The 24,130-nt window shown below is 60.3% G+C and carries 21 protein-coding genes and 1 tRNA gene; 18 read left to right on the top strand and 4 right to left on the bottom strand.

The window, feature by feature from the left end; translation table 11 throughout:
• Window positions 1-86 precede the first annotated feature (86 nt).
• The 7 genes from I6E51_RS11935 (at window position 87) to I6E51_RS11905 (ending at window position 4,083) form a co-directional block, all read left to right on the top strand.
• A tRNA-Trp gene (locus I6E51_RS11935) sits at window positions 87-159 on the top strand.
• Window positions 160-222: 63 nt separating this feature from the next.
• Entirely contained in the window at window positions 223-504 is a 282-nt protein-coding gene (secE, locus tag I6E51_RS11930; RefSeq protein ID WP_197108034.1) for a preprotein translocase subunit SecE, read from the top strand.
• 57 nt (window positions 505-561) lie between these two features.
• The gene (gene nusG / locus I6E51_RS11925; RefSeq protein WP_197108032.1) at window positions 562-1,542 is read left to right on the top strand and encodes a transcription termination/antitermination protein NusG; all 981 of its coding nucleotides are present in this window, start codon (window positions 562-564) and stop codon (window positions 1,540-1,542) included.
• An 86-nt stretch (window positions 1,543-1,628) separates the two neighbouring features.
• The gene (gene rplK / locus I6E51_RS11920) at window positions 1,629-2,060 is read left to right on the top strand and encodes a 50S ribosomal protein L11 (RefSeq protein ID WP_100389473.1); all 432 of its coding nucleotides are present in this window, start codon (window positions 1,629-1,631) and stop codon (window positions 2,058-2,060) included.
• Window positions 2,060-2,749, top strand: a complete 690-nt coding sequence (rplA, locus tag I6E51_RS11915; protein WP_197108030.1) for a 50S ribosomal protein L1 — start codon at window positions 2,060-2,062, stop codon at window positions 2,747-2,749. The genes rplK and rplA overlap by 1 nt, the downstream gene beginning before the upstream one ends.
• A gap of 110 nt (window positions 2,750-2,859) precedes the next feature.
• On the top strand, window positions 2,860-3,411 hold the full coding sequence (locus I6E51_RS11910; RefSeq protein WP_197110440.1) for a GNAT family N-acetyltransferase: 552 nt from the start codon (window positions 2,860-2,862) through the stop codon (window positions 3,409-3,411).
• Window positions 3,412-3,438: 27 nt separating this feature from the next.
• Complete coding sequence (locus I6E51_RS11905) at window positions 3,439-4,083, top strand: DUF998 domain-containing protein (protein WP_307783946.1); 645 nt, start codon at window positions 3,439-3,441, stop codon at window positions 4,081-4,083.
• A 22-nt stretch (window positions 4,084-4,105) separates the two neighbouring features.
• Here I6E51_RS11905 and I6E51_RS11900 read toward each other — a convergent pair whose 3' ends face one another.
• Complete coding sequence (locus I6E51_RS11900) at window positions 4,106-4,708, bottom strand: YqaJ viral recombinase family protein (RefSeq protein ID WP_197110563.1); 603 nt, start codon at window positions 4,706-4,708, stop codon at window positions 4,106-4,108.
• Between the two features lie 138 nt (window positions 4,709-4,846).
• Between I6E51_RS11900 and I6E51_RS11895 the strand changes: the two genes are divergently transcribed.
• Both I6E51_RS11895 and I6E51_RS11890 read left to right on the top strand, forming a co-directional pair.
• Window positions 4,847-6,289 (top strand): hypothetical protein, encoded by a 1,443-nt coding sequence (locus I6E51_RS11895; protein ID WP_197110438.1) that lies wholly within the window; start codon window positions 4,847-4,849, stop codon window positions 6,287-6,289.
• A gap of 6 nt (window positions 6,290-6,295) precedes the next feature.
• Window positions 6,296-7,627 carry an MATE family efflux transporter gene (locus tag I6E51_RS11890; RefSeq protein ID WP_197108022.1) on the top strand — a complete coding sequence of 444 codons (1,332 nt, stop codon included), beginning with the start codon at window positions 6,296-6,298 and terminating at the stop codon, window positions 7,625-7,627.
• Window positions 7,628-7,663: 36 nt separating this feature from the next.
• Here I6E51_RS11890 and I6E51_RS11885 read toward each other — a convergent pair whose 3' ends face one another.
• The gene (locus I6E51_RS11885; RefSeq protein WP_197110437.1) at window positions 7,664-8,335 is read right to left on the bottom strand and encodes an ABC transporter ATP-binding protein; all 672 of its coding nucleotides are present in this window, start codon (window positions 8,333-8,335) and stop codon (window positions 7,664-7,666) included.
• Between the two features lie 35 nt (window positions 8,336-8,370).
• Window positions 8,371-9,879: an ABC transporter permease gene (locus tag I6E51_RS11880; RefSeq protein WP_197110436.1), complete on the bottom strand. Its 1,509-nt coding sequence runs from the start codon at window positions 9,877-9,879 to the stop codon at window positions 8,371-8,373.
• Window positions 9,880-10,056: 177 nt separating this feature from the next.
• Between I6E51_RS11880 and I6E51_RS11875 the strand changes: the two genes are divergently transcribed.
• The 4 genes from I6E51_RS11875 (at window position 10,057) to rplL (ending at window position 13,514) form a co-directional block, all read left to right on the top strand.
• Window positions 10,057-10,809 carry a response regulator transcription factor gene (locus I6E51_RS11875; protein ID WP_197108016.1) on the top strand — a complete coding sequence of 251 codons (753 nt, stop codon included), beginning with the start codon at window positions 10,057-10,059 and terminating at the stop codon, window positions 10,807-10,809.
• Window positions 10,806-12,299 (top strand): cell wall metabolism sensor histidine kinase WalK, encoded by a 1,494-nt coding sequence (locus tag I6E51_RS11870; protein ID WP_197110435.1) that lies wholly within the window; start codon window positions 10,806-10,808, stop codon window positions 12,297-12,299. The genes I6E51_RS11875 and I6E51_RS11870 overlap by 4 nt, the downstream gene beginning before the upstream one ends.
• A 282-nt stretch (window positions 12,300-12,581) precedes the next feature.
• Window positions 12,582-13,097, top strand: a complete 516-nt coding sequence (gene rplJ / locus I6E51_RS11865; RefSeq protein ID WP_197108013.1) for a 50S ribosomal protein L10 — start codon at window positions 12,582-12,584, stop codon at window positions 13,095-13,097.
• 39 nt (window positions 13,098-13,136) lie between these two features.
• A complete protein-coding gene (gene rplL, locus I6E51_RS11860) occupies window positions 13,137-13,514 on the top strand; it encodes a 50S ribosomal protein L7/L12 (protein ID WP_197108011.1) in 378 nt (125 codons plus the stop codon).
• 481 nt (window positions 13,515-13,995) lie between these two features.
• On the opposite strand, the gene I6E51_RS11855 is transcribed toward rplL, so the two are convergent.
• Entirely contained in the window at window positions 13,996-15,594 is a 1,599-nt protein-coding gene (locus I6E51_RS11855; RefSeq protein WP_197110434.1) for a LuxR C-terminal-related transcriptional regulator, read from the bottom strand.
• A gap of 276 nt (window positions 15,595-15,870) precedes the next feature.
• Between I6E51_RS11855 and I6E51_RS11850 the strand changes: the two genes are divergently transcribed.
• The 5 genes from I6E51_RS11850 (at window position 15,871) to I6E51_RS11830 (ending at window position 24,099) form a co-directional block, all read left to right on the top strand.
• Window positions 15,871-18,048: an RTX toxin gene (locus I6E51_RS11850; protein ID WP_197110433.1), complete on the top strand. Its 2,178-nt coding sequence runs from the start codon at window positions 15,871-15,873 to the stop codon at window positions 18,046-18,048.
• Window positions 18,049-18,171: 123 nt separating this feature from the next.
• Window positions 18,172-20,025: an ABC transporter ATP-binding protein gene (locus I6E51_RS11845; RefSeq protein ID WP_197110432.1), complete on the top strand. Its 1,854-nt coding sequence runs from the start codon at window positions 18,172-18,174 to the stop codon at window positions 20,023-20,025.
• 145 nt (window positions 20,026-20,170) lie between these two features.
• Window positions 20,171-21,400 carry a multidrug effflux MFS transporter gene (locus I6E51_RS11840; RefSeq protein ID WP_197108003.1) on the top strand — a complete coding sequence of 410 codons (1,230 nt, stop codon included), beginning with the start codon at window positions 20,171-20,173 and terminating at the stop codon, window positions 21,398-21,400.
• A gap of 88 nt (window positions 21,401-21,488) precedes the next feature.
• Window positions 21,489-22,175, top strand: coding sequence for a phosphatase PAP2 family protein (locus I6E51_RS11835; RefSeq protein WP_307783944.1), 687 nt, complete (start codon window positions 21,489-21,491; stop codon window positions 22,173-22,175).
• A gap of 4 nt (window positions 22,176-22,179) precedes the next feature.
• A complete protein-coding gene (locus I6E51_RS11830) occupies window positions 22,180-24,099 on the top strand; it encodes a helicase HerA-like domain-containing protein (RefSeq protein ID WP_197110431.1) in 1,920 nt (639 codons plus the stop codon).
• Window positions 24,100-24,130: the final 31 nt, after the last annotated feature.

Below are 24,130 nucleotides of genomic sequence, written 5' to 3'. Positions count from 1 at the left end.
TTCGCGCGCCTGCTCCTCACTTCTCAATGTGGATGTGTCGTAGTGTTTGTGCGAAAGTGTGGGTAAGAGATTTCGATCTCTTGCAAAGGGTGGTGGCTCAATTGGTAGAGCAGCGGTCTCCAAAACCGCAGGTTGCAGGTTCGAGTCCTGTCCGCCCTGCAAGTCCCTCTCTGTGAGAAACGGAGCGGGTCGAGTAAGCCGAAGTATCGGAAGGTAGTAAGAGTGGCCAAGAAAGACGTAGACGAGCCCAGCGAGGACGTCGTCGCCAAGGCGAAGAAGGAGAGCGCGCAACGTCGTGGACCCTTCGGCCGCATGACACTCTTCATCCGCCAAGTTATTAACGAACTCAAGAAGGTAGTAACTCCGACTCGGCGCGAGCTGGTCAGCTTTACTCTCGTTGTTCTTGTGTTCGTCATCATCATGATGGGTATCGTTTCGGCCCTCGACTTTGGGTTTAGCGCGTTGGTGAACTTCTTGTTCGGCGACCCGAACCTGGTCGTCTAAGCCCTTCATAAACCGCAGCGGTTACGGCCGAACTGCAGAGCAACGAAAAGAGATTTAGTGTCCGAGAACCACCGCGAAGACTCCGAGCTCGCTACGGCAGCAGAGCAGTCCTCCGAGGAGGATGAGGCGCAGACGGGTAACACCTTGGCTGCGGCAGAGCGTTCAGAAGACTCCGCCGAGCACCAGGCAATGCACGTTGAAGGCGACTCGGCTGATGTCGACGCCGATCTTGCTGGTCTCCTTGAGGCTTTGGATGCCGCAGTCGACCCTGCAGCAGATGCTGAAGTAAACGACGCGCTCGACATCGATAACGCTGCAGAGGCTGACGCTTCTGTTGCTGCAACCGATGACGAAGCAGCGGATGACGCTGAAGCGGAAGGCACCGACGCTGCTGAGGCAGTCGAGGGCGAAGAGGTTGAGGTCGACCCGTACGCCGAATTCCGCATGGATCTGCGCCTGCAGCCAGGCAAGTGGTACGTCATCCACTCCTACGCTGGTTTCGAAAAGCGCGTCAAGCACAATATCGAGAACCGCAAGGTTTCCATGGCGATGGAAGATTACGTCTTCCAGGTCGAGGTTCCGATGGAAGATGTTGTCGAGATCAAGAACGGTCAGCGCAAGCTCGTTAACCGTGTTCGTATCCCCGGCTACGTTCTGGTTCGCATGGACCTCAACGAAGACAGCTGGTCGGTTGTTCGTCACACTCCCGGTGTTACTGGCTTCGTGGGCAACGCCCACAACCCCGTACCGCTGCGTTTCGAAGAAGCATTCAACATGCTGAAGAGCCTTGTTGAGATCGTTGAAGCTCCTGTTGCTAAGGGCGCATCGCAGAAGAGCAAGACGGCTGCACGCGCTATCCCCGCAGAGATCGACTTTGAGATCGGCGAGACCATCACCATCAAGGAGGGTTCGTTCGCGGGCCTTCCCGGTTCGATCAGCGAGATCAAGGCGGAGAGCGGAAAGCTCATCGTTCTGGTTTCCCTCTTCGAGCGCGAGACCCCGGTCGAGCTCAGCTTCGATCAGGTCACCAAGCTTTAAGGGCTTACGCCCCTAAAAAACCACCGCGCCCTTCGGGTGCGGGAGAGCTGGCCACACGGGTCAGTTCGTACTGAAAAGGAAACACAATGGCACCGAAAAAGAAGGTTACAGGTCTGATTAAGCTTCAGATCCAAGCCGGCGCCGCTAACCCCGCACCGCCCATCGGGCCTGCGCTGGGACAGCACGGCGTTAACATCATGGAGTTCTGCAAGGCGTACAACGCCGCTACCGAGGCTCAGCGTGGAAACGTTATCCCGGTAGAGATCACCGTGTACGAGGACCGTTCGTTCACGTTCATCCTCAAGACCCCGCCGGCAGCAGAGCTCATCAAGAAGGCTGCTGGAGTTGCAAAGGGTTCGGGCACGCCGCACACCGTCAAGGTTGCGCAGCTCACCAAAGACCAGGTACGTACGATCGCCGAGCAGAAGATGGCTGACCTCAACGCCAACGACATCGACGGCGCAATGAAGATCATCGCGGGCACCGCTCGCTCGATGGGAATCACGGTGGAGGCATAATGTCCAAGAATTCCAAGGCATACAAGTCCGCCGCTGAGAAGCTCGAAGAGGGCAAGTTCTACACGCCCACCGAGGCTGTCTCTGTTGCTCGCGAAATGAGCTCGAAGAAGTTCGACTCCACCGTTGAGGTTGCTCTTCGCTTGGGTGTAGACCCTCGCAAGGCTGACCAGATGGTTCGTGGCACCGTTATCCTGCCTCACGGCACGGGTAAGACTGCTCGCGTTATTGTTTTCGCAACCGGTCCTGCAGCAGAAGCAGCAATCGCTGCTGGCGCTGACGAGGTTGGTGGCTCGGAGCTCATCGAGAAGGTAGCCGCTGGCTACACCAGCTTCGATGCAGCAGTTTCGACCCCCGAGCTCATGGGCCAGGTTGGTCGTTTGGGTAAGGTTCTTGGTCCGCGTGGCCTCATGCCAAACCCGAAGACCGGAACGGTTACCCCTGACACCGCGAAGGCTGTCTCGGAGATCAAGGGCGGAAAGATCGAATTCCGCGTTGACAAGCACTCCAACGTTCACTTCATCGTGGGCAAGGCTGGCTTCACGGCTGAGCAGCTTGACGAGAACATCAAGGCAGCACTCGACGAGGTTCTGCGCGCAAAGCCCAGCTCTTCCAAGGGTCGCTACATCACGAAGGCAACGGTTTCGACCACCTTCGGTCCTGGCATCCCGGTCGACATCAACTCGATCTAATACTGCTTAAATGAACGGGGGTCGGCTTGCGCCGGCCCCCGTTTTTTGCATTCCCTAGGCATTGTGCTTGGGGAATATGCTGGTCAGTATCTGCCGTAGGGAGCCTTGTTGTGACCACCACTGTTCGCCGCGCTATCGAGAGTGACGCCGAGTTGCTCCACGAGATCGCTCGCCAGACTTTTCCGTTGGCGTGCCCTGCCACAACAACGCTCGAAGCGATCGCGTCCTACATCGCAGAACACCTTTCGGTGTCGGCGTTCCGTCACTACCTCACTGACCCAGCCCGCGAGGTTCTTCTCGCCGAGGTAGATGGCCAGCCCGCCGGCTACGCGCTGTTTTTTGCCGCCGGGCCCAGTGATCCGGATGTCGCCCAGGTGCTTACCCTTCACCCCACAGTAGAGCTCAGTAAATGCTACGTTCTCGGCCTCTTTCACGGCGCTGGCGTCGCGCCCGCGTTGATCGGTACGGGAATCGCGTGGGCTCGCGATCAAGGCTTTGCCGGGATGTGGCTGGGCGTGAATCAGGAGAATGCTCGCGCCAATCGTTTCTACGAAAAGATGGGTTTCGAGCTCGCCGGCACCAAAAAGTTTCTGGTCGGAGAGCGCTGGGAAGACGACTTCGTGCGTCAGCTTTCGCTCAACGAACCGCTGTCCGCCCAGTAGCCAATGACTACTATTGCGCCGCAGCGCGTGTCAACCGCTGCCATTGAGGGAGTCGCTGCCGTCGTCGGCAGTGTCGCTGTCGGCATCGCGCTTGTCGTCATTTGGGCGTCTCGGCTCATGGTGCCCCGAGAGCTGTATGTCAGCGAGTTGGGGGCGGAAGGCGAACCTACAGCGGCCGCCTTTGAGATCGCGCTCTTGCTCATTGTGGGCGGTGGCTCAGCAGTTGCGTGGAGCGCCCGACGGGTGCGCGCCTGGCCGCCATTGCTCTCTGTCGGTTCGCCCGCGTTATCTCTCTGGGTGGGGTGCGGCTTCTTCCTAATTGCATCGCAAGTGACCTGCACTTCTGGCTGCCCGTTACCCTACGGCCCGAGTTTCACCTGGCAAGACTTCACGCACACCATGGCGGCGGTCATTGCATTCGCAGCAGCATGTTGGGCGATGATCCAAACCTCGTTCGCGCGGGAACACCGCGTGCTCGCAAGAATGTCACTCATCACCGCCGTTGCGGTCGCAGTAATTGCGGGAACGGGTGGGCTCTTTTCGCTCTTCCGCTTTCAGGTTGTGCTCGGCAGCAGGCTTGAATTTGTTGCCACGACGATTGCGATTGCGTGGCTCATCTTCCTCGGCACAGTGATTGCTGCTCGCGCGCTGTCACGGAATGCACGCGAGTAACGAGCTCGTTGAGTACAGAGGGCTAGGGTGCTCGCATGAGATCGAGTAGTCGATCGGCCAAGCCCACCAGGGTGTGGATCTGATCTTCGTCGCGCTCAACCCACTGGCACTTCGGCTCAGAATGCACGGGAACAAAGTCAGTGTGTTGCTCCCACACTACGAGCGTGCGGTCAGCGCCCAGCACATACTGTTGCCACCAGACCTGACGCAGGTACGAGCGCGGGATGGTGCGCCACGCTTTCGCCGTCGTCTTGATCTCCGAAAGCACGAGCGAACCATCAAGCACCGAGACGCCGTCGGGAGTTGCTAAATGCAGGGGCTGATCGTGGGCGTGAAAGAGCGCCGAACTTGACTGGATGCCGTGCGCACCCAGCACCCAGCGTGCGATTTCTGGTTCCCGAGCGCGGCCATGATCAGTGAACGCGTTGCCGCTGAAACCTGAGCCGAGAAGCTTGCTCTCCACAACCGCACGCAAGGATTGTTCAGTGGCTAGGCGGGCGGCATCCGTTGCTGTCACGCCACGACTGCGGGCACGAAGCCACGCGACTCGATCCTCAGAATGGGCAACAATGCGGTCGCGATGATTGGGCGCAACCGGCTCCCAAAGATCGAGTTCCGGTTGCATAGTCACACCCCTATTGTCTCCCGTACCGGTGGCATCGCGTGCGCGCACGACAGGGAAAGGAGGGATTCGTCGCTGCCAAGTGGCCACGAGGCACGCGTCCGCGCATTCAATGCCGGTACGAACTGGCAGACTAGGCCCATGCCAGCCATGCACCCCGACACAGCGTCAACCCCGAGCTTCCGTCGTCGCTGGGTCGGAGTAGCCGCGGCTGCAATGGTGGCAATCGTGACGCTGGTGCCGGTTGTCGGTGCTTCGGCATCCGTGGGTTCGACGCCGCCGGATGTCACGCTGTTCGCCAACGCTGATGACGGGTTGCTCTTGGAACTCGAAGAGTTTTTTGGGCAGAATCAACGCGGTAGCGGACTAGATTTCACCAATGGAATTGAGCTGGGAGCCATTGATCGCGTCTTCTTGTGGTCGAACGATTATCACTCGGGCCAATCGACAGAGACTCCGGTGCAGTATGTAAACCGTTGGATGGTCCCGGTGACAATCGGAGAAGAGCCCGTCGGGGTCGCAATGATCGGCATTGATCCCGCGACCGTTGACCCCGAAATGATTGACTTCATTCGCCGCCCCGGCGTTGCGCTTGCACTTGACGATGTCGACGACGATGCAACTCTTGTGCAGGAACCCGAGACCGGCGCCTGGTTCAGCCTCCTTGACGGCGTGATCACGCCCCTTGTTCGTGGCTCTAGCGAGGTAGCGGGAGAGATGACGCTCGAGGCATACCAACCCATCGTGTCCACGCGTCTCGTTGAGGTCGTCGACGAGACGCCACAGCCCGACCAAGGCTCAGTGCAGTCTGTGGTGCTGATCGTGACGACAATCGTCGTGGTGTTGTTGGTCCTGCTCATTCCGACGGTCGTTGGTCAGGTGCGCGAACGCCGTGAACGTCGCGCCGCAAAAGACGGACCGGCAGTCGACACTGACGAAGCTCTCGACGAAGCCGCCTCGGCTGGCGACAGCGACGCCACGGAATCGGATGTTGCGTTAGAGACCGCTGCGCCCGCGGGCACAGCGCCGCCAACTTCTGTTGACGATGAGATCGCGGTTGAGAGCGAGATTGCGGACGAGGTCGCTGGAGTACAGGCGGCAACCGCCGCAGTGAAGAAACCTGCCGCGAAGCGAGCGCCAGCGAAGAAAGCCCCAGCAAAGAACACACCAGCGAAAAAGGCGCCCTCGAAGAAAGCGGCAGCTCCGAAGACGACCGCTGCGACGGTCACGCCACGGAAGACTCCGGCGAAGGCATCCGCTGCTAAGGCCACGACAACTGCGGTGAAGAAGACTTCCGCCCCGACAGCGCCGAAGACTCCGGCGAAACCCACTTCACAGTCCGCGACAGCCACGGCGACCACGGCAGCGTCGAAGCCCGCTGCAGCGAAACCTGCAGCGAAGAAGCGTGCGCCCCAACCGGCCGCAAGCAAGCCGACCACGAGCGAATCAGCCGCGAAAAAGCCGGCCGCGAGCAAACCAGCCACAAAGAAGCCTGCGCCAAAGAAGCCCGCGCCGAAAAAGCCTGTACCGAAGAACACTTCACCGTCCGCGGGTGCAGACGCGACCGATAGCGCAGCAGACTAGACAACCGTGGGATTGCTGCACTCTCCACTTGATCGTGACATCCGCCGCCTTGCCGTGCCGGCGCTGGGCGCGCTTGTGGCGGAACCGATCTTTCTGCTCACCGACACCGCCCTCGTGGGGCACCTCGGCAGTGCCCAACTTGGCGGCTTGAGCGTCGCGAGTGCTGTGCTGCAGACGGCCGTCGGGCTCCTCATTTTTCTGGCGTATTCCACCACCCCCGCAGTCGCTCGCTGGCTGGGGGTCGGCAATCGGGCGCGTGCTGTCGCCGCCGGTGTTGATGGCGTGTGGCTGGCCATCGCACTCGGCGTCGTGCTCGTGGCGGTCGGCATCCCCACCACTCCCTGGCTGATTAGCCTCTTCAACCCGGATGCCAGTGTCGTCGGCTACGCCACCGAATACCTGTCAATTTCGATCCTGGGCTTGCCCGCGATGCTCATCACCTTCGCGGCATCCGGATTGCTGCGGGGATTGCAGGATACGCGCACCCCGCTCGTGGTTGCCGTTGCCGGGTTTGTCTCGAATGCGCTGCTCAACACACTCTTCATCTACGGTTTCGGCTGGGGCGTTGCAGGGTCAGCAATCGGCACCGTCGTCGCAAGTTGGGGTATGGCTGCCGCCTACCTAGTGATGCTCGTCACTCTTGCCCGTCGCGAGGGTGCCCGGCTTCGACCGCACGCGACAGGCATGCTGTTGGCTGGCCATGCAGGAGCTTGGCTTCTATTGCGCACAGCGTCGTTGCGGGCAGCGATGCTCGCCACGATAGCCGTCGCCACGAGCTTCGGAGTGCCCGAGCTTGCGACGGTTCAGATCGCACTCACCATCTTCGCCACGCTCGCCTTTGTGCTTGATGCGCTGGCGATCGCGGGGCAAGCGATGATCGGTAAAGAACTGGGTGCGAGCGACCTCCCGCGCGCCCGTGCCATTACGCGGCGCCTCATCGAGCTTGGAATCGGCAGCGGTGTCGTTCTCGGAGTCATGGTTCTTGTGTCGTCACCGTGGATCGGTTTTGCGTTTAGTTCAGACCCAGAAGTGCAGAGCGGCTTGGCGGCGCTTCTGCCGGTGCTTGCCCTCGGCATTCCGATCGCGGGCTTTGTGTTCGTGCTCGATGGCGTATTGATCGGCGCGGGGGATGCGCGCTATCTGGCGCTCACTGGCCTCATCAATCTGGCGGTCTACGTGCCGCTGCTGTGGTGGGTCGACACGGCACACCTCACAGCCGTGTCCGCGATCGTGGCCCTGTGGTTCGCTTTTGGTCTCGGCTATATCGGTGCCCGCGCTGTCACTCTGGGCATCCGTGCGCGAGGCGATCGCTGGCTGATCCCTGGGGCGACGCGCTAGAGACCACGCGCCGCCCGTCCGAGGGATACGACCCTGCTACTTCTTCTCGGTCACCGCACCGTGCTTCAGCGTCAGTCGGCGCTCGGCACGCTTCGCGACGGCTGAGTCGTGAGTGACGATGATGAGAGTGAGGCCCTGATCCCGCCACAGCCCCTCGAGCAATTCCATGATTTCGTCCCGGGTCTGCTCGTCGAGGTTCCCTGTCGGCTCATCGGCCAACAGCACGGTCGGTTCTTTGACGAGGGCGCGCGCGATCGCAACACGTTGTTGTTGACCGCCTGAAAGCTCAGATGGGTGGTGGGTGAGGCGCTCGCCCAAGCCCACTTTCTCTAGGGCCGCCGTGGCTCGACTCTTGCGATCCGTGCTGGAAAGCCCGAGAGGGGCTAGCGCCGTCTCCACATTCTCTTGAGCAGTGAGGGTGGGGATGAGGTTGAAACCCTGAAAGACGAACCCGATTGTACGGGCGCGAATTTCAGCAAGCCGCGAATCCGGCATCTTCGAAAGTTCGTCATCGCCGAGGGTGACGGTGCCACTGGTTGGACGTTCGAGAGCACCCAACATTTGCAGCAGCGTCGATTTTCCACCACCGGTGGGGCCCTGGATGGCCACCATCTGTCCGGTCGGGATGGTCAAACTCACCTTGTTAAGGGCCGTTACCGTGCCCCGCTTGGTTTCGTAGGTTTTTGTAAGTTCGTTGAGTTCATACATAGAAAGTCTCCTTGAGGTCTACAGGGTGCGGGGGATCAGGCGACGCTGCGGAGAGCTTCGGCCGGGCGCAGTCGTGCTGCACGCCATCCACCGAATGCTCCGGCAACGAGGCCTCCCGCGATGGCGAGAGCAACAGCGATGCCGATGATTCCGAAGGTCACGGGAATCTGGAGAGCGATATCGGTCGTTGCGGCTGCCGTGGTTGCGGCATCACCGAAGCGGTTTCCGCCTCCGCCCTGACCGGCACCCTGGCCTGCAACCGCTGTTGTGGCGACTGCGCTCGCGCTGAGCACCGGAGCGATGAGGTTGATGGAGAGGATGCCGAGCAAACCGACGACGACTCCGATCACTCCACCGATGGCGCCCTGCACGAGTGATTCGCCGGCAACTTGACGCACCACGGCGCCATTGTTCCAGCCGATTGCTTTCAGAGTTCCGAACTCACGGGTGCGACGGGCGACGCCCGACGTGGTGAGCAGTACGGAGATGAGGAAGGCAGCGGCGAGCACGATGATCGACAGCCACGTTCCGAGCTTTCCGACGAGGTCGGAGGCGGTGGAAAGCGAACCAGAAACGCTCGAGGCGAGGTCTTCTTGGGTCTTCACTGAGGCATCCGGAAGCGCAGTTTGCAGTGCTGACTGAACACTCGCGATGTCTGTTGAGCTTGCTGCCTGCACGTAGACAGTGGAGACCTGACCTTCAAGGTCAGCTACACGCTGGGCGGTATCGAGCGGAATGTAGGTGTTGGATGCCGTAGTCGCGTCAGACGAGGTCGAGGTGACGGTACCGATGATGGTGAATTCTTCGCCACCGATCTCGAGGGTGTCGTCGACGGCGAGTGAGCTCGTGGTGGCGTAGCTCGTGTCGAGGATGACGACGTTGGAGTCGCTGTCGCTCGTCTCGAAGGCGCGGCCATCGACAAGTTCTACGGAGGTGAGGGGGCCGACGCTTTCGCCAGCAACGTCAATTCCGGTGACGGTGAAGGTGTCAACGTCGAAGGCGCTTCCGCCTGCTCCGTCTGGGCCGCCGCGGCCGCCCTGTGCTGCACCTTCTCCTGGAACTGCACCTTCCTGTCCTGTGCCTTGTTCGGTTGCGGCATCGGGCGCTGCTACTTCGCCGCTGAAGCTCACGTTGGTGAGGGCCAGAGTGGCGGTAGCTGCGGCTACGGTGTCGAGGCCCTGTGCTGTGGTGAGGGCATCCGCATCGAAGGTGGTGCTGGCGATGCCGCTGGTGAGGCGGGATTGGCTGATGGCGGTGGTGCCGTCTGTCGTTTCGCCGTCATCAGCGCCGAATTCGAAGCGGGGCTGCTGTTGTTGCGCCTGGCCTTCTTCGCCTTCGACTGGTTGTGCGGGGTCTTGCGTGATGGTGATGTCGGTGCCGACGCCGTAGACCGAGGCCAGCACGGTAGCTTGGGCATCCTTGACGCCGGCGGCTACTCCATTGACGATCATGACAAGGGCAATGGCAAGAGCCATTCCGGCCGCGATAATGGCTGTTTGTTTGCGTCGATTGCTGAGCTCTCGATACAGGTACGTTCCGAACATGGGTCTCCTCGGGTGATGCGGACGGTGCGGTAGTTGACACAAACCTAGAAACGTCGTCTATCAGGGCTCTATGGCAAGGCTGAGAGTGGGCTTTGAAGGTCGTAAGCCCGTAGACGTGTGGCAGTTGCATCGATGGCGCACAGAAATTTCATAGGAAACTCCGAATAACTAGACGACATGACCCAGTCACACCACCTCCCAGCCGTCCAGGCTCAACCGCGCCTCAGCCGCGCCGATGGAACCGCTATTCGTGCGGTTGTGGTCGACGATGAAGACTCGCTCACCGATTTACTCTCGATGGCGCTGCGCTATGAGGGGTGGGATGTTCGGCTCGCGTCCGATGGTCCACAAGCGCTGTCGACTATCCGCGAGTTCAAGCCAGACGTCGTCGTTCTCGACATCATGCTTCCTGGCCTCGATGGCCTCTCTGTGCTTTCTCGCTTGCGGGCGGATGGCATCCAAACCCCGATTCTTTTTCTCACCGCCAAAGACTCCGTTGACGACCGCATTGCCGGTCTCACGGTGGGCGGCGACGACTACGTCACGAAACCGTTCAGCCTCGAAGAGCTTGTTGCGCGATTGCGGGCGTTGTTGCGTCGTTCAGCGCTCACGATCTCGGGGGAGGCTAACCCCATCATCGAAGTCGGCGACTTGAGCCTCGATGAAAGCACCTATGAAGTAAGCCGCGCCGGCACCGCGATCGAACTCACGGCCACCGAGTTCGAACTGTTGCGATACCTTATGCGTAACCCACGTCGCGTTCTGAGCCGAGCCCAGATCCTCGACCGGGTGTGGAGTTACGACTTTGGGGGCAAAGCTAGCGTGGTCGAAATCTATATTTCTTACCTTCGCAAGAAGGTCGATGTTCTTGGCCCGCCCATGATCCAAACCGTGCGCGGGGTTGGTTACATGCTGCGAGCTCCGGAATGACCAGACCTCGAGAGGTCCGGGCTCCGGGCACACGACGTCCGCCGCTGAGTCTCCGCAAGCGTTTGGTGCTTGGCAGCGCTGCTCTTATTGCGCTTGCCGCGATTCTTATCGGTGTCGTCAGCGTGTTGGCCCTTCAGGGTTTTCTCGTGAATCGGCTCGATGATCAGCTTGAGTTGGCGACGAATCGTTCTCAGGGCGCCCTCGATATTCGGGAAACCACCGACCAGAGCAGGCCGCCACCAGCACGCGATTTTCTTGCTCTTCCTGGGCAGCGGGAAGGAACCATTGCGGGTCTAGTGAGCGCAAACGGTGAGATCACTGCCGGAGTTCTCGGTAACAAGGGAGCCTCGTCACCGCTAACGGAAACCCAACTCGATTCGCTGGCCGGACTTGCACAAATCGACGAACCCACGACCGTCTCGTTGGGCGGCGACCTCGGCGACTACCGGGTCATCGCATCACACAATGCCGCGACCGGGGAGTCATTGATCGTCGCCCTGCCGCTATCTGACGTGCGCGCGACAGTTGTTCAACTCACCATCCTTGTTGTCGTAATCGGCCTGCTTGCAATTGTCATTGCCGCCATCGCTGGAGCTATCGCTGTGCGCTTCGCCCTTCGCCCGCTTGAGCGAGTCGCGAGCACCGCAACACGGGTGTCTGAGCTCCAACTTGACCGCGGTGCTGTCGCGCTCGCAGAACGAGTCTCGGCCGATGACGCCGACCCGCGCACCGAAGTGGGGCAAGTGGGATCCGCTCTCAACCGACTGCTGGAGCATGTGGCATCCGCCCTCTCCGCGCGTGAAGCCAGTGAGAAGAAAGTGCGTTCTTTTGTGGCCGATGCTAGCCATGAGTTGCGCACGCCGCTGGCCTCGATCCGTGGCTATGCCGAGCTCACCCGCCGCGGTGGCCATGAGATTCCGGATGACGTCGCTCACGCGATCGGCCGCATCGAGTCAGAGTCCGTGCGCATGACCGGTCTCGTTGAAAGCTTGCTCCTATTGGCCCGCCTCGATGAAGCTGCGCCAGTTGAGCATGCCTCTGTCGATCTCTCTCGACTCCTTATCGACGCAGTCGGGGATGCCCATGTGGCTGGCCCCGACCATGTGTGGGAGCTTGAACTTCCGGATGACTCGATAGTGGTCAGCGGCGACAACGCGCGATTGCATCAGGTCGTCGCCAACCTACTCGCCAATGCGCGAGTGCATACTCCCGCGGGCACCACGGTTACCGCGTGTTTGACGTTGGAGGCAGATCGCGCCGTCATCGAAATCCGAGACACCGGTCCTGGCATTGCTGATGAGTTGCAGGCGACGGTCTTCGAACGCTTCGTACGTGGGGACAGTTCACGCTCGCGCGCTGCGGGGAGCACTGGGCTGGGCCTCGCTATCGTTGCTGCGGTAATCGAGGCGCATGGCGGTTCGAGCTCAGTTACGAGTGAGCCGGGCAATACGGTATTCCGCATTGAGCTGCCGGCGGGCGTTGTTCTTTAGCTGAGGGCTTCTGCTGGTTTGCGCAAATGCTCCCCATCACGTACTCTTATCGAAGCCAAAGACCGCCGGTCGTTTGCATGCGCGAAAGTGTGTGTGATCGAAGTTCGTGAAAACGAAGGCCAGCGCAGGTGTGTGAAGTAGTTTTTCGGCCAGTTCTGGCCGCAACTCAGCTCCGTGCCTCTGTGTTAGCGCAGTAGGGCCGGAGCTTTTTCTTTTCTCCAGCCACTCTTTACACTTCCGTGCGGCTCTGAGGCAGACACACATCAACCAGTAGGGAGCACCATGGCGAACAAGGAAGCATCGGTCGCCGAGCTTACGGATCTTTTCCGCAACTCGACCGCCGTTCTGCTAACCGAGTATCGCGGACTCACTGTTGCCCAGCTCAAGACGCTGCGCAAGTCAATCAGTGAGCACGCAACATACGCCGTGGTGAAGAACACGCTGACAAAGATTGCAGCTAACGCAGCAGGCATTTCGTCGTTCGACGAAGAGCTCGTTGGTCCGTCTGCAATCGCATTCGTACACGGAGACCCTGTCGCCGTTGCGAAGGCTATGCGTGACTTTGCCAAGGCAAACCCTCTTCTCGTGGTGAAGGGTGGTTACTTTGACGGTAACGCGCTCACCGCTGAAGAGGTCAACAAGCTGGCCGCACTGGAAAGTCGGGAGGTGCTCCTTGCGAAGTTTGCTGGAGCAGCCAAGGCTTCACTGTTCGGCGCCGCGTATCTGTTCAACGCACCGCTCGCTCAGGCCGTTCGCACGGTCGACGCGCTGCGCGAGAAGCAGGATTCCGCGCAGTAACGCGCGGGTTAATTAGCTTAAGAAATATAGGAGAAAATCATGGCGAAAATGTCAAGCGACGACCTCATCGAGGCCTTCAAGGAACTGACCCTCATCGAGCTCAGCGACTTCGTTAAGAAGTTCGAAGAGGTCTTCGAAGTTACTGCTGCTGCTCCGGTTGCTGCTGCTGCTGCACCTGCTGCTGCTGCTGAAGAGGTTGAAGAGAAGGATTCCTTCGACGTCATCCTCGAAGCTGCTGGCGAGAAGAAGATCCAGGTTATCAAGGAGGTGCGCGCACTCACGAGCCTCGGTCTCGGAGAGGCGAAGGCAGTCGTTGACGGCGCTCCCAAGGCTGTACTCGAGGGTGCAAACAAGGAGACCGCTGAGAAGGCAAAGGCTGCTCTTGAAGAAGCCGGCGCAACCGTAACCCTTAAGTAGTCGAATCCTTTAACTAGGTTCGAGTCTCTTTAGAGACTTACTTGCCAGAAAGGCGTCACCCTTCGGGGTGGCGCCTTTCTGCGTTAATCAACACTCGGGTCGCGGTTTGCCCGGGAGGGGCGGAGAGGGCGGTCTGCGGCGTCATGTGTGGATGTGTGGATGCGTGCGGATAGCGGGGCGCGTGTGTGATGAGAGCGGGCCCCAAGGCTTGTTGCGGGAGCGGGCGCAGGGCTAACAAGAACACTGCCGGGGAAAGTGTCTCGGGCGAGAACTGGTGTGAGAGAGGGGGTGGGGCGCCTGGTAACCAGCCGGGCGCCCCACCAACGTGCCGAATCCGTTGACACCAGGGATCAGGTTCCGGAGGCGGATGTTTCGGCACGAGACCGCTAGGCGCGTAAAGAATACGGGGCTAGCGGAAGTGGTGTCACTAACCTATCGAGGTGAAAGTTACGCGGCAACAGCGGCGAGGGTGAATAGAGGGTTAGTCGCGGGTGATATCCACCTGAAGGCCTAACTCGCGGGACTTGTGGATTGCCTCGACTCGCGATGTCACCCCCAGTTTTCGGTAAATGCTCTTGAGGTGAGATTTCACTGTATTCACCGAAATGAAGAGCGTTTCCGCGATCTCTGCTGAGTTGCTCCCACGGACGAGTTCGCGGGCGATTGAGCGTTCTCGGTCGCTCAGGGCTAGCGAGTCACGCCGTACGAGGACGACCGTAAGGCCGTCGAGTCGTTTGATGAGCGCTCCCACTTCAAGCGGCTGGCTTCGCGTCGATGCGCGAGTGAGCATTTCTTGAACCACTTCGCTGGGAATAAGGCGGAATGGGCTGTGCATGCGGTTGCGCGCAGCCAGGCGTAGGGCGCGGTCGAAGGCAACATCCGATTGTTCCTCGCCACCGAGGGAAAGATGCGCAGCTGCCTTCACGAGAAAGACATCGGCAAGCGTGCGACTTGAGTGATTATCGCCCAAAGCCTCACATTCGCGCAGCGCATCCAGAGCACCTCGGGCGTCGCCGGTGACGAAGCGCAAGTGAGCTACAAGCCGGCTAGGGCAGACGGTGTGGTGCTGGGTGGGGGAGAGGCTGGCGAGCACATCCCAGGCTGCTCCGCTGTCGCCGAGTTGCAGAAAAGCGGCGGCGCGCAGTCCTCGAATCTCAGAATCAACGAAGCCGACGGGCTGCCATTCATCGAGCGAGAAGAGCGCTAGCCGAAGCTTTTCTAAACCTTCGTGGGCGTTTCCGACGAAGAGTTCAGTGAAGGCTTGTGCATAGAGCCCTAACGGTTCCCAATCGCTCTCTCGAATGGCTTTCTGCAGCCTGTCTACGAGCGGTCCGACGGAGTCTGTGCCGCGCTGCATGGCGCCGATCAACAGCTCGGTGATCAGAGCCGGGGCGTTGAATCTGCTGTCGCGCAGCGCGGGGCTAGCCCCCGTGGATTCGGCTCTGGCGACGTAACTGAGGGCATGCTCAAAGTCGCCCATGAGGAGTTGGATGAGAGCGAGGCATCCGAAAACTTCCAGCTGATTGGCAACACTCAGATTCGTTTCCGCGAGCGAGCCGGCTAAGCGGAAATCTGCTTTTGCCCGATCGAAATCGCCACCGTGGAGAGCGATTGCTCCGCGCTGAAGCGCAATCTCTGCAGTGAGCGGAACGCGCCGGGCGAGCGGGATGACATCGCGACTATCCGCGATGGCACTCGCGCTTGTGATCGCGGCGAGAGCGTCATTGAGGCGGCCAAGCGAGCGAAGAGCTGCCGCATATCGCACGTATAGGGTCGCACGCACGAACGCGGGGGTCTCGGGGGTGAGGAGCGCGAAAGCGGCCTCGTAGTACGGGAGCGCTGTAGTGCGGCTCGCAGTGTCTGCTGATCGGAAACTTGACGCGTAGCAGGTAATCAACCACGGGTCGCTGTGCCACAAATCGTCTGGGGTGGAGTCGAGCATTGAGCGCAGTGAAGCACCTGCCGTACTCACCACTCGGGGCCACGCTTCGCGCAGCTCGTCGAGTGCAAGAGTGAAGTCTCCCGCGGAGCGGGCAGCATCGAAAGCGCGTTCGAGCGCGCTAACGTCGGCTGTCGCCATTGCTGTATTCCCCCCTTCGAGACAGCTGTCTCGATGAGTTCGAAGATCTCGCCTGGTCGGGTGGGTGACGCGAGGGTTTACAGACTACTCCCTCCGCGCGCCGCGCTTGCATTATTTCTCAATGACCCCCCATAATGGGCACGTCGCATTCTTGACCCCCGAACGTGTGACAAATCCCGATAGAGCTACCCGGAATCCCCCGCCGGGCTAACGCGCCCCCCAGCGTATTGGTTCGAATAGTTCCAGGTCGCTCGTTACCCGAGAGCGAAACCCGAAGTGACTAACTTTTTGGCGCGCTGGCGCGCCGCAAATCGAAGCCCCCGATTCGATAAGACCACCGGCCAGCAGCGAAAGCGCTGGTCATTGCGACACATGCGCGGCATTTCCGCCATGGTTGCTCTCGCACTCGTAGTTGGTTCAGGGCTGGCAGTTGTTTCTGTCTCCTCGGCTGCCGAAGCGCACACACCGAGCATCGACGTTACGTGTGAAGGCGTAACCGTTACTGGCCGTTACTACGAAGCCAGCGGCACCGGCGAAGGCCAGCAGAACCTCATCAAGTTCCAACTTGAGGGTGGCAAGCAGCAGGTTATTGAGTTCAGCAAGAACGGATCGCACTTCTTCGCGTTCCCCAACTCCACCGAAGCCCACACCTTCACCGCATCGGTGACCGCGTGGAACAACCCCACAAACTCGAGCTGGAACCGCACCTGGACCAAGACCTCTGAACCGTGCGTCGCGCAGAGCATCGTCAGCCTGACCGCCTCGAGCTGCGAAGTGCCCGGTGGATCAACAGACATCACCGCTACTTTCAAGGGCCTCGTAGCTGACCGCAAGTACGAGCTCACTCTCTCTGACAACCTTGGCAACTCGAAAACTGTCACGTACGTCCCCAAGCAGACCACCGGTAGCTACACCTGGGAAACGGCCATCGCCGGAGCTGCTTACACCGTGACGCTCATCGATACGACGAATCGTTCGCTGATGGCATGCAAGACGGTCCAATCGCTTGCGTGCCCCGCATCGTCAGGTATCGCTATCGTCGCTAATGAATGCACGGTAAACGGTGAAGGCGCCTCTATCAAGGTGAACGTCAGTTCTCTCGTAGCTGGTCGCGAATACCGCATCGATATCGTGAACGCCAGTTCGAATGCCGTTGTTGACAGCTACACCTTCACCGCTAGCGCGGCGACCGGCTCGTACAAGTCCCAAGCGACCCCTTCCGCGAGTTACTTCGCGACGATCGTAGACACCAGCCAGGCAAACGCGACGCCTGAGCAGAGCAACACGCACACCTTCTTGCCGTGCCCCGAAGCAATAGCGAAGCCGACTCTCTTGGCAACGCAGTGCGACGCGGTCTCGACCGATGCTGAAGGTGAAATCACGATTGCAGTTGAGGGACTCGTTCCCGGACGCACCTACAACATTGTTGTGGTCGACTCCGCAAAGAAGCCCGTCCTCACCGAGAACGGCTACTTTGCAACCGCTGACCGCTACGACGCAAAGCTGACGGGAATGGCTGGCGGCACCTACACCGCAACAGTGACCGACGCGGTGCAGACGAGTTACACGAACAGCGCTACCGTAACTCTGGTGTCGTGTGCGACTAACGAGACCACGGTTCAGCTGACTGCCGAACAGTGCACCGCACCGGGTGAAAACGCTTCGCTTACTGCTACCGTTTCGCACTACGCTGCTGGCCGCGACTATACCGTTGCGCTCATGCTTGACAACGTTCTCGTGGGTAAAGCCCAGAAGCTTGACTCCAGCACCGGAAAACCTCAGAAGTTTACCTTCGAGGGTCTCGAGCCAGAGAACACCTACCGAGTCATCGTGACTGACACGAAGTCGAACCCGACAGTGACTGCTGCGGCAGACATGTACTTGGATGTGTGCCCTAGTAACCCAACCGTGATGCTCATGCAGACAGAGTGTGATGTTTTGGGTACCTCAACGATAGCTGTATCGGCAAGCGACCTAGCTGTTGGCCAGAGCTACACGGTCACCGTAGTTACGCACTCCACTGGCAAGCCTGTTGACGGTCTTGCTCCGATCACCTTCGAGGCCGATCTCCCGACTCATGCGCTCACCATCACCGACGTGCCGAACGGCGAGACTTACACGGTGTCGATCGTGAACGCAGACAACACGTTGAGTGCGAAAGACTCGATCACGCTGGAGGTGTGCGACCTGCCCACCTTCCCGCTTCCCCCTGAGGAGCCGCCCACCGTGGTTCCCCCGGTAACGGATACCCCGACAGTTGATTTGCCAACGCTGGCATTGCCGGTTGGAGATCTGCCTACTCTGGCATTGCCGGTTGGAGATCTGCCTACCCTGGCATACACAGGCTCGAGCACAATCGCTCCGACACTGGCTGGACTCGGGTTCCTGCAGCTCGGATTGGTGCTCGTAGGGTTCAGCGTTGCGCGACGACGTTCGGTAGTTCGCGGAAACTGATCCTGACTGTTCGGCGGGCAACCCTAGTTGCCCGCCGAACTCCCGTGTGAGGTTTCTCGCACAGCGCACTCGGGCGCTGTGCGATTGGCCGTTAAGGGCAGAACTGCGAACTAGGCTCGAATTATGAGCACAGTAGGTGGTCCGCGACGCGGTGGCCGAGTTAGCGGCGGAGACTACTCCGCCCAAAAAGCAGAAAATGCTGCAGCCCCCAAGGTTCCCCACCTCCTCCAGCGCATCGCTCACCTCTTTCAGCCGCACAGGTCAGCGCTAACGCTCACCATCACTCTTGTGCTGATCGGCGCCGGCATAAGCGTGCTGCCACCGCTGCTCACCAAGCAAGCCTTCGACGAAGGCCTCTTCCCGGCGTCAGGCACACCCGATATCCCCGTGCTGGCGCAACTCGTCATCATCATGATCGCGCTCTGGATAGCGTCTGCCGCGTTAGGCGTCTGGCAGACCTACCTCACCGCGACCGTGGGCAATAAGGTCATGGGCGCGCTCCGGGTGCGACTCTTCGATCAGCTGCAGCGCATGGAGCTCGCCTTCTTCACCCGCACTAAGACGGGCGTCATCCAATCCCGGCTTCAAAACGATGTTGGTGGCGTTGCTGGCGTGCTCAACAACACCGTGTCGAGCGTGATCGGCAACACCGTCACGGTGATCGCGGCGTTCATCAGCATGCTCGTGCTCAGCTGGCAGCTCACCGTGGTTGCCGTCATTGTGCTTCCGGGCATTGTGATCGCTCAACGTCGCGTTGGGCAGATCCGCGCGCGCATTGCCACCAAGACTCAAGAGTCGCTGAGCAACATGACCGCGATCACGCAAGAGTCCTTGAGCGTTTCGGGCATCCTTCTCTCCAAGAGCTTCAACCAACAGGACATCGAAACGCTGCGGTATTCCGACGAGAACGAACAACAGGTCGACCTGCAGGTGCGCCAGCAGATGAGTGGCCAGTGGTTCTTCGCCACCGTCAATATCTTCTTGTCGGTCATTCCTGCGATCGTCTATATGGTTGCCGCGTACCTCATTACTGGTGGCGTTGACGTCACTGCCGGAACAATCGTGGCCTTCACGACAGTGCAGGCACGCCTCATGTTCCCCCTCCTTGGACTTATGAGGGTGGCGCTCGACCTTCAAACATCCTCGGCTCTCTTCGCGCGAATTTTCGAGTATCTCGACCTCACGCCAGCGATCACCGACAAGGCCGATGCCCACGAGGTAAATAGGGCCGAGCTGGGAGCGGTCGCTTTCGATAACCTGACTTTCCGCTATCCCGACGCCGAGGCATCCACTCGGCCAACGCTTGACTCAGTCAGCTTCTCGATTGAGCCCGGACAGTACGCGGCCTTTGTCGGTCCCTCCGGTGCCGGCAAAACCACCGTGTCCTATCTGATTCCTCGGCTCCATGAAGCGAGCAACGGGCGCGTGCTCTTCGCCGGCGACGATGTGAAGGATCTCACCCAAGATTCGCTCATCCGCAACATCGGCATTGTGAGCCAGGAAACCTACCTCTTTCACGCGACCATCGCCGAGAACCTCTCCTATGCGCGACCGGATGCGACGACCGAGCAGATCGAAACCGCAGCGCGTGCCGCGAACATCCACGAGACGATCATGTCGTTTCCCGATGGCTACGCCACGACGGTGGGGGAGCGCGGCTACCGACTGTCGGGCGGAGAGAAACAGCGCATTGCTATTGCGCGCGTGCTGCTCAAAGACCCCAGTGTGCTGATCCTCGATGAAGCCACGAGCGCGTTGGACTCCATCTCTGAGCGCATTGTGCAAGCAGCCCTCGATACCGCTTCGCGGGGTCGAACGACCATTGCCGTAGCCCACCGGTTGTCGACGGTGCGTTCGGCGGACGTGATATTCGTTGTCGTCGCCGGAGCGATTGTGGAGCGCGGAACGCACGCCGAGTTGATCACGCGCGGCGGCGAGTACTCGCGGTTGTATGCGGAACAGAACCGCACCGACTAGGGGCCACGCACATCCCGTAGGCGAGCGCTGTTGCGTCGAGCGCCAACGTTCCGGACGCTGGGCGTAGGCTGGGGTAGCCCTCGGGGTTGCGGGCACACTACTTTTGCCGCGCCCACAACCGGGCACTCTCTTAGCTAGGAATCGCTTGACTACCGTCGTTCATCCCGGTGACTCACTCTCTGCACGTCAACGGCTTGTGTATGTCCTCGTGCTTGGCGCGCTGACCGCGCTCGGCCCGTTTACCGTCGACCTGTACCTGCCGGCGTTCCCGCTCATCGAAGCGGATCTCGACACCACTGCGGCCATCGTCCAGCTCACGCTGACCGCGACGACCCTCGGTTTCGCGCTTGGCCAGCTCATCGTCGGTCCGCTGAGTGACCGAATCGGTCGACGCCTTCCGCTACTCGTTGCCACGAGCGTGCACCTCATGGCGAGTATCGGAGTTGCCCTCGCAGCCAACATCGAACTGCTCTTCGTCTTTCGCCTCATCCAAGGAATGGGAGCGGCCGCGGGTGCTGTCGTGACCATGGCAATCGTGCGCGACCTCTTTGGCGGGCTCCCTCTTGTGCGGATGCTGTCACGCCTTGCCCTCGTGCAGGGGCTTGCGCCCATCTTGGCTCCGCTCATCGGGTCTCAGCTCTTGCTGATCACCCCGTGGCGTGGAATGTTCGTCTTCCTGGCGATCTACGCCGGTTTGGTATTGATCGCTGCGTGGTTCCTTATTATCGAAACCTTGCCGCCAGCCCGGCGCCGAGACCTCGGCCATGCCACGGCAGGCCAGCGCTACAAGGCCCTCTTCACTGACCGGGTGTTCGTGGGCACGGCGATCATCGCGGGAATGACCTTCTCTGGGCTTTTCGCCTACCTCGCCTCATCTCCGTTCCTCTTGCAGAACGTCTACGGTCTTGATCCTCAAGCGTTCGGTCTTGTCTTCGCCGTGAACTCGGTGGGGGTCGTGATCGGAGTCCAGTCCGCAGCATTCCTGATGCGATTTATCGGGCCGCAGTGGATTCTTGCCGGCTCCGGAGTCATGCTGCTGCTCTCGGCCTCCACGATCGTGTTCCTCGACATCGTGAACGGCGATCTCATCACGGTGCTGATTCCCCTGTTCTTCTTCGTGATGTCCTGTGGCTTCTCGTTCCCCTGTACTCAAGTGTTGGCGCTCGCCAACCACGGGGGAGAAGCGGCGACGGCGGCGTCAGTGTTGGGCGCCGTGAACTTTGGGCTTGCCGGACTCACCTCGCCTATCGTCGGCGCCTTCGGAATCACCAACGCAATCCCGATGGGCATTGTGATGGGGAGCACCGCAATCGTGTCGATCATCGTGATGTGGACGGTCATCCGTCCGCGTACCGTGCCCGCGCTATCGCGCTAGGCGTCGCGAGAAGTGCTGAGGCTCACGGAGCGCTGACAGCCGCGGATTGTCTCGGCACTCGCCAAGATTCACCCGGTACCGTAAATGGGTGAATACTGAAATTTCGCCAGCGGAAGCTCGTCAGGTTACCCAGCGCTGGCCGCTTATCAGTGGAGTGACCGCCGTGGTGCTGGCCGTGCTGCTCGGTGTTCTTATCGCGACGCGAGACGGCGTGCTGAGTCTCGACCAGCTAGTGCTCGACGACCTGCTGAGCGTCCGTGCCGATATTTTCACCGTGCCAGCTCTGGTCATGGATTTTGTGGGTGGTGGATGGTTCGGGGTATTTGTTATCCCGCTGGGGGCAGCGCTTGCGTTCTTTATTGCGAAACGTCGTTCGGCAGCGCTCTACTTTGTGCTGGCGTCAGCACTGAGCGCTGGCGTTGTTCAGTTACTCAAGTCACTCTTTGGTCGCGCGCGTCCTGAGGAGATCTTGGTCACAGCCGATATCGGTTCATTCCCGTCGGGGCATGTGGCCAACGCCGCTACCGTCACGGTCGTGCTCATCATCCTGTTGCAGCGTCGGTGGGTGCTGGTGGCCGGTATCACCTACACAATTCTCATGATCTTGAGTCGCACGTATCTGGGGGCGCACTGGCTGAGCGACACCATCGGAGGTGCACTCCTCGGTGTTGGTGTCGCGATCATTGTGTGGGCGCCATTCGCTCATCGCTTAGCGACCGAAGACCCACAATCTGGCATCAATAAGAGCGCTGGGCGACCTCACTCCGTAGGCTAGAAGAATGACGGATGCCGCAGCCCAAGTAGAAGCCGCCAAGAAAGCCTTAGCCCAGGCGCAGGCCGCGCTCGCGGCCGCCGAGCTGGCATCGGCTGAGGCCGCGCTTGCCGCCGAGCAGGCCGCGGCCGCAGTGCCGGAGGCAACGACCGCCGAGACCGCACCGGAGGCCGCACCCGAGACCGCACCGGAGGCCGGGCCCCCAGAACCAGCAGCCGACAAGCCGGCAGCGGCGAAGTCAGCCCCAGCGAAAGCCACCCAGACGACCGACTCCGGTGACGGCCCCCTCAGCGCAGCTCAGGTAACCGACATCCGAGAGGGCTACGCCTTCGACGGTGAGGTGCTCGAGATGGGTGCTCTCGTCAATGGTGATGCGCTCGCCGATGTTCCGGTGCGCATTCCGATCGCGATGCTCAACCGTCATGGTTTGGTGGCGGGTGCCACCGGAACCGGTAAGACGAAAACGTTGCAGGTGCTGGCCGAGCAGCTTTCGGCTGCCGGCGTTCCCGTCTTCGCCGCCGACATCAAGGGTGACCTCTCGGGCATTGCTACGGCAGGCAGCTCGAGTGACAAGCTGCTGGAGCGCACGGAGTCGATCGGGCAAGACTGGCAGCCCGCGGCATCCCCGACCGAATATTTCACGCTGGGCGGTAACGGCATCGGCGTGCCGATTCGGGCGACGGTTTCCAGCTTTGGGCCGCTGTTGCTCTCGAAGGTGCTCGGCCTCAATGACACGCAAGAGTCGAGCTTGGGCCTGATTTTCCACTACGCCGATCAGACCGGACTGCCGCTGGTTGATCTCAGCGATTTGCGCGCTGTCGTGCAATACCTGCTGAGCGATGATGGCAAGGCCGAGTTGAAGAACCTGGGCGGCTTGTCGTCGGCGACTGCTGGCGTCATCCTGCGTGAGCTCATCGGTTTTGCGAACGAGGGCGCCGATGAGTTCTTTGGCGAACCGGAGATTGATACGTCACTCTTCCTGCGCACCAACGCGGAAGGCAAGGGCATTGTGAGCTTGCTTGAGCTGCCGGGCGTGAGCAACAAACCAGCGCTCTTCTCGACATTCTTGATGTGGCTTCTTGCTGACCTCTTCAATGACCTTCCCGAGGTCGGAGATATCGACAAGCCCAAGCTCGTGTTCTTCTTTGACGAAGCCCACTTGCTGTTCAACGATGCCTCGAAAGACTTTATTGAGTCAATCACTCAGACGGTGCGGCTCATCCGTTCCAAGGGCGTCGGTGTGGTGTTCGTCACCCAGACGCCTAAGGATGTTCCGAGCGATGTGCTTGCCCAGATCGGTTCGCGCTTCCAGCATCAGCTTCGTGCTCACACGCCGGATTCGGCGAAGGCACTCAAGGCGACCGTCTCGACCTACCCCACATCGGGCTATGACCTCGGAGAGGTGCTGACGTCACTCGCGACTGGCGAGGCCATCATCACCGTCATGAATGAGAAGGGCGCTCCGACTCCCGTGGCGTGGACTCGATTGCGCGCACCGCAAGGTTCGATGTCGCCGACGGATGCCGGCACGATGGAAGCTGCGGTCGCCGCATCCCCGCTGATGGTGACCTACGGCACCGCGGTCGATCGGGAATCTGCTCGGGAGATTTTGGCCGGCAAGATGAATGCGGCGGCTGAGGCAGATGCCAAAGCGGAGGCGGCGGAGGCGGCGGAAGACGCTGCTGCGGTTGCCGCTAAAGACACTGAGAAGCTCGCGAAGGCGCACGCTAAGGAGCAGGCGAAGGTGCAAGCCGACTACGAACGAGCGCTCAAAGACATGAACAAAAAGACCACGTCGCGCACCACTACGCGCACGACAACGCGCAAGCAGCCCAACGTTTTGGGCGACGCCTTGAGTTCACGAACTGGACAGACGGTCGTGCGCGAGGTGCTTCGCGGAATTTTTTCGACCCTCAAACGTCGGTAATTCCGACCCGTATCCGGAGCTCTCCACAGCG

Origin of the sequence: Salinibacterium sp. NSLL17, from assembly GCF_015864935.1 — a bacterium.
Classification (GTDB): domain Bacteria; phylum Actinomycetota; class Actinomycetes; order Actinomycetales; family Microbacteriaceae; genus Rhodoglobus.
The sequence above is the reverse complement of the archived record's forward strand: the minus strand, read 5'-3'. Positions and strand labels throughout refer to the sequence as shown.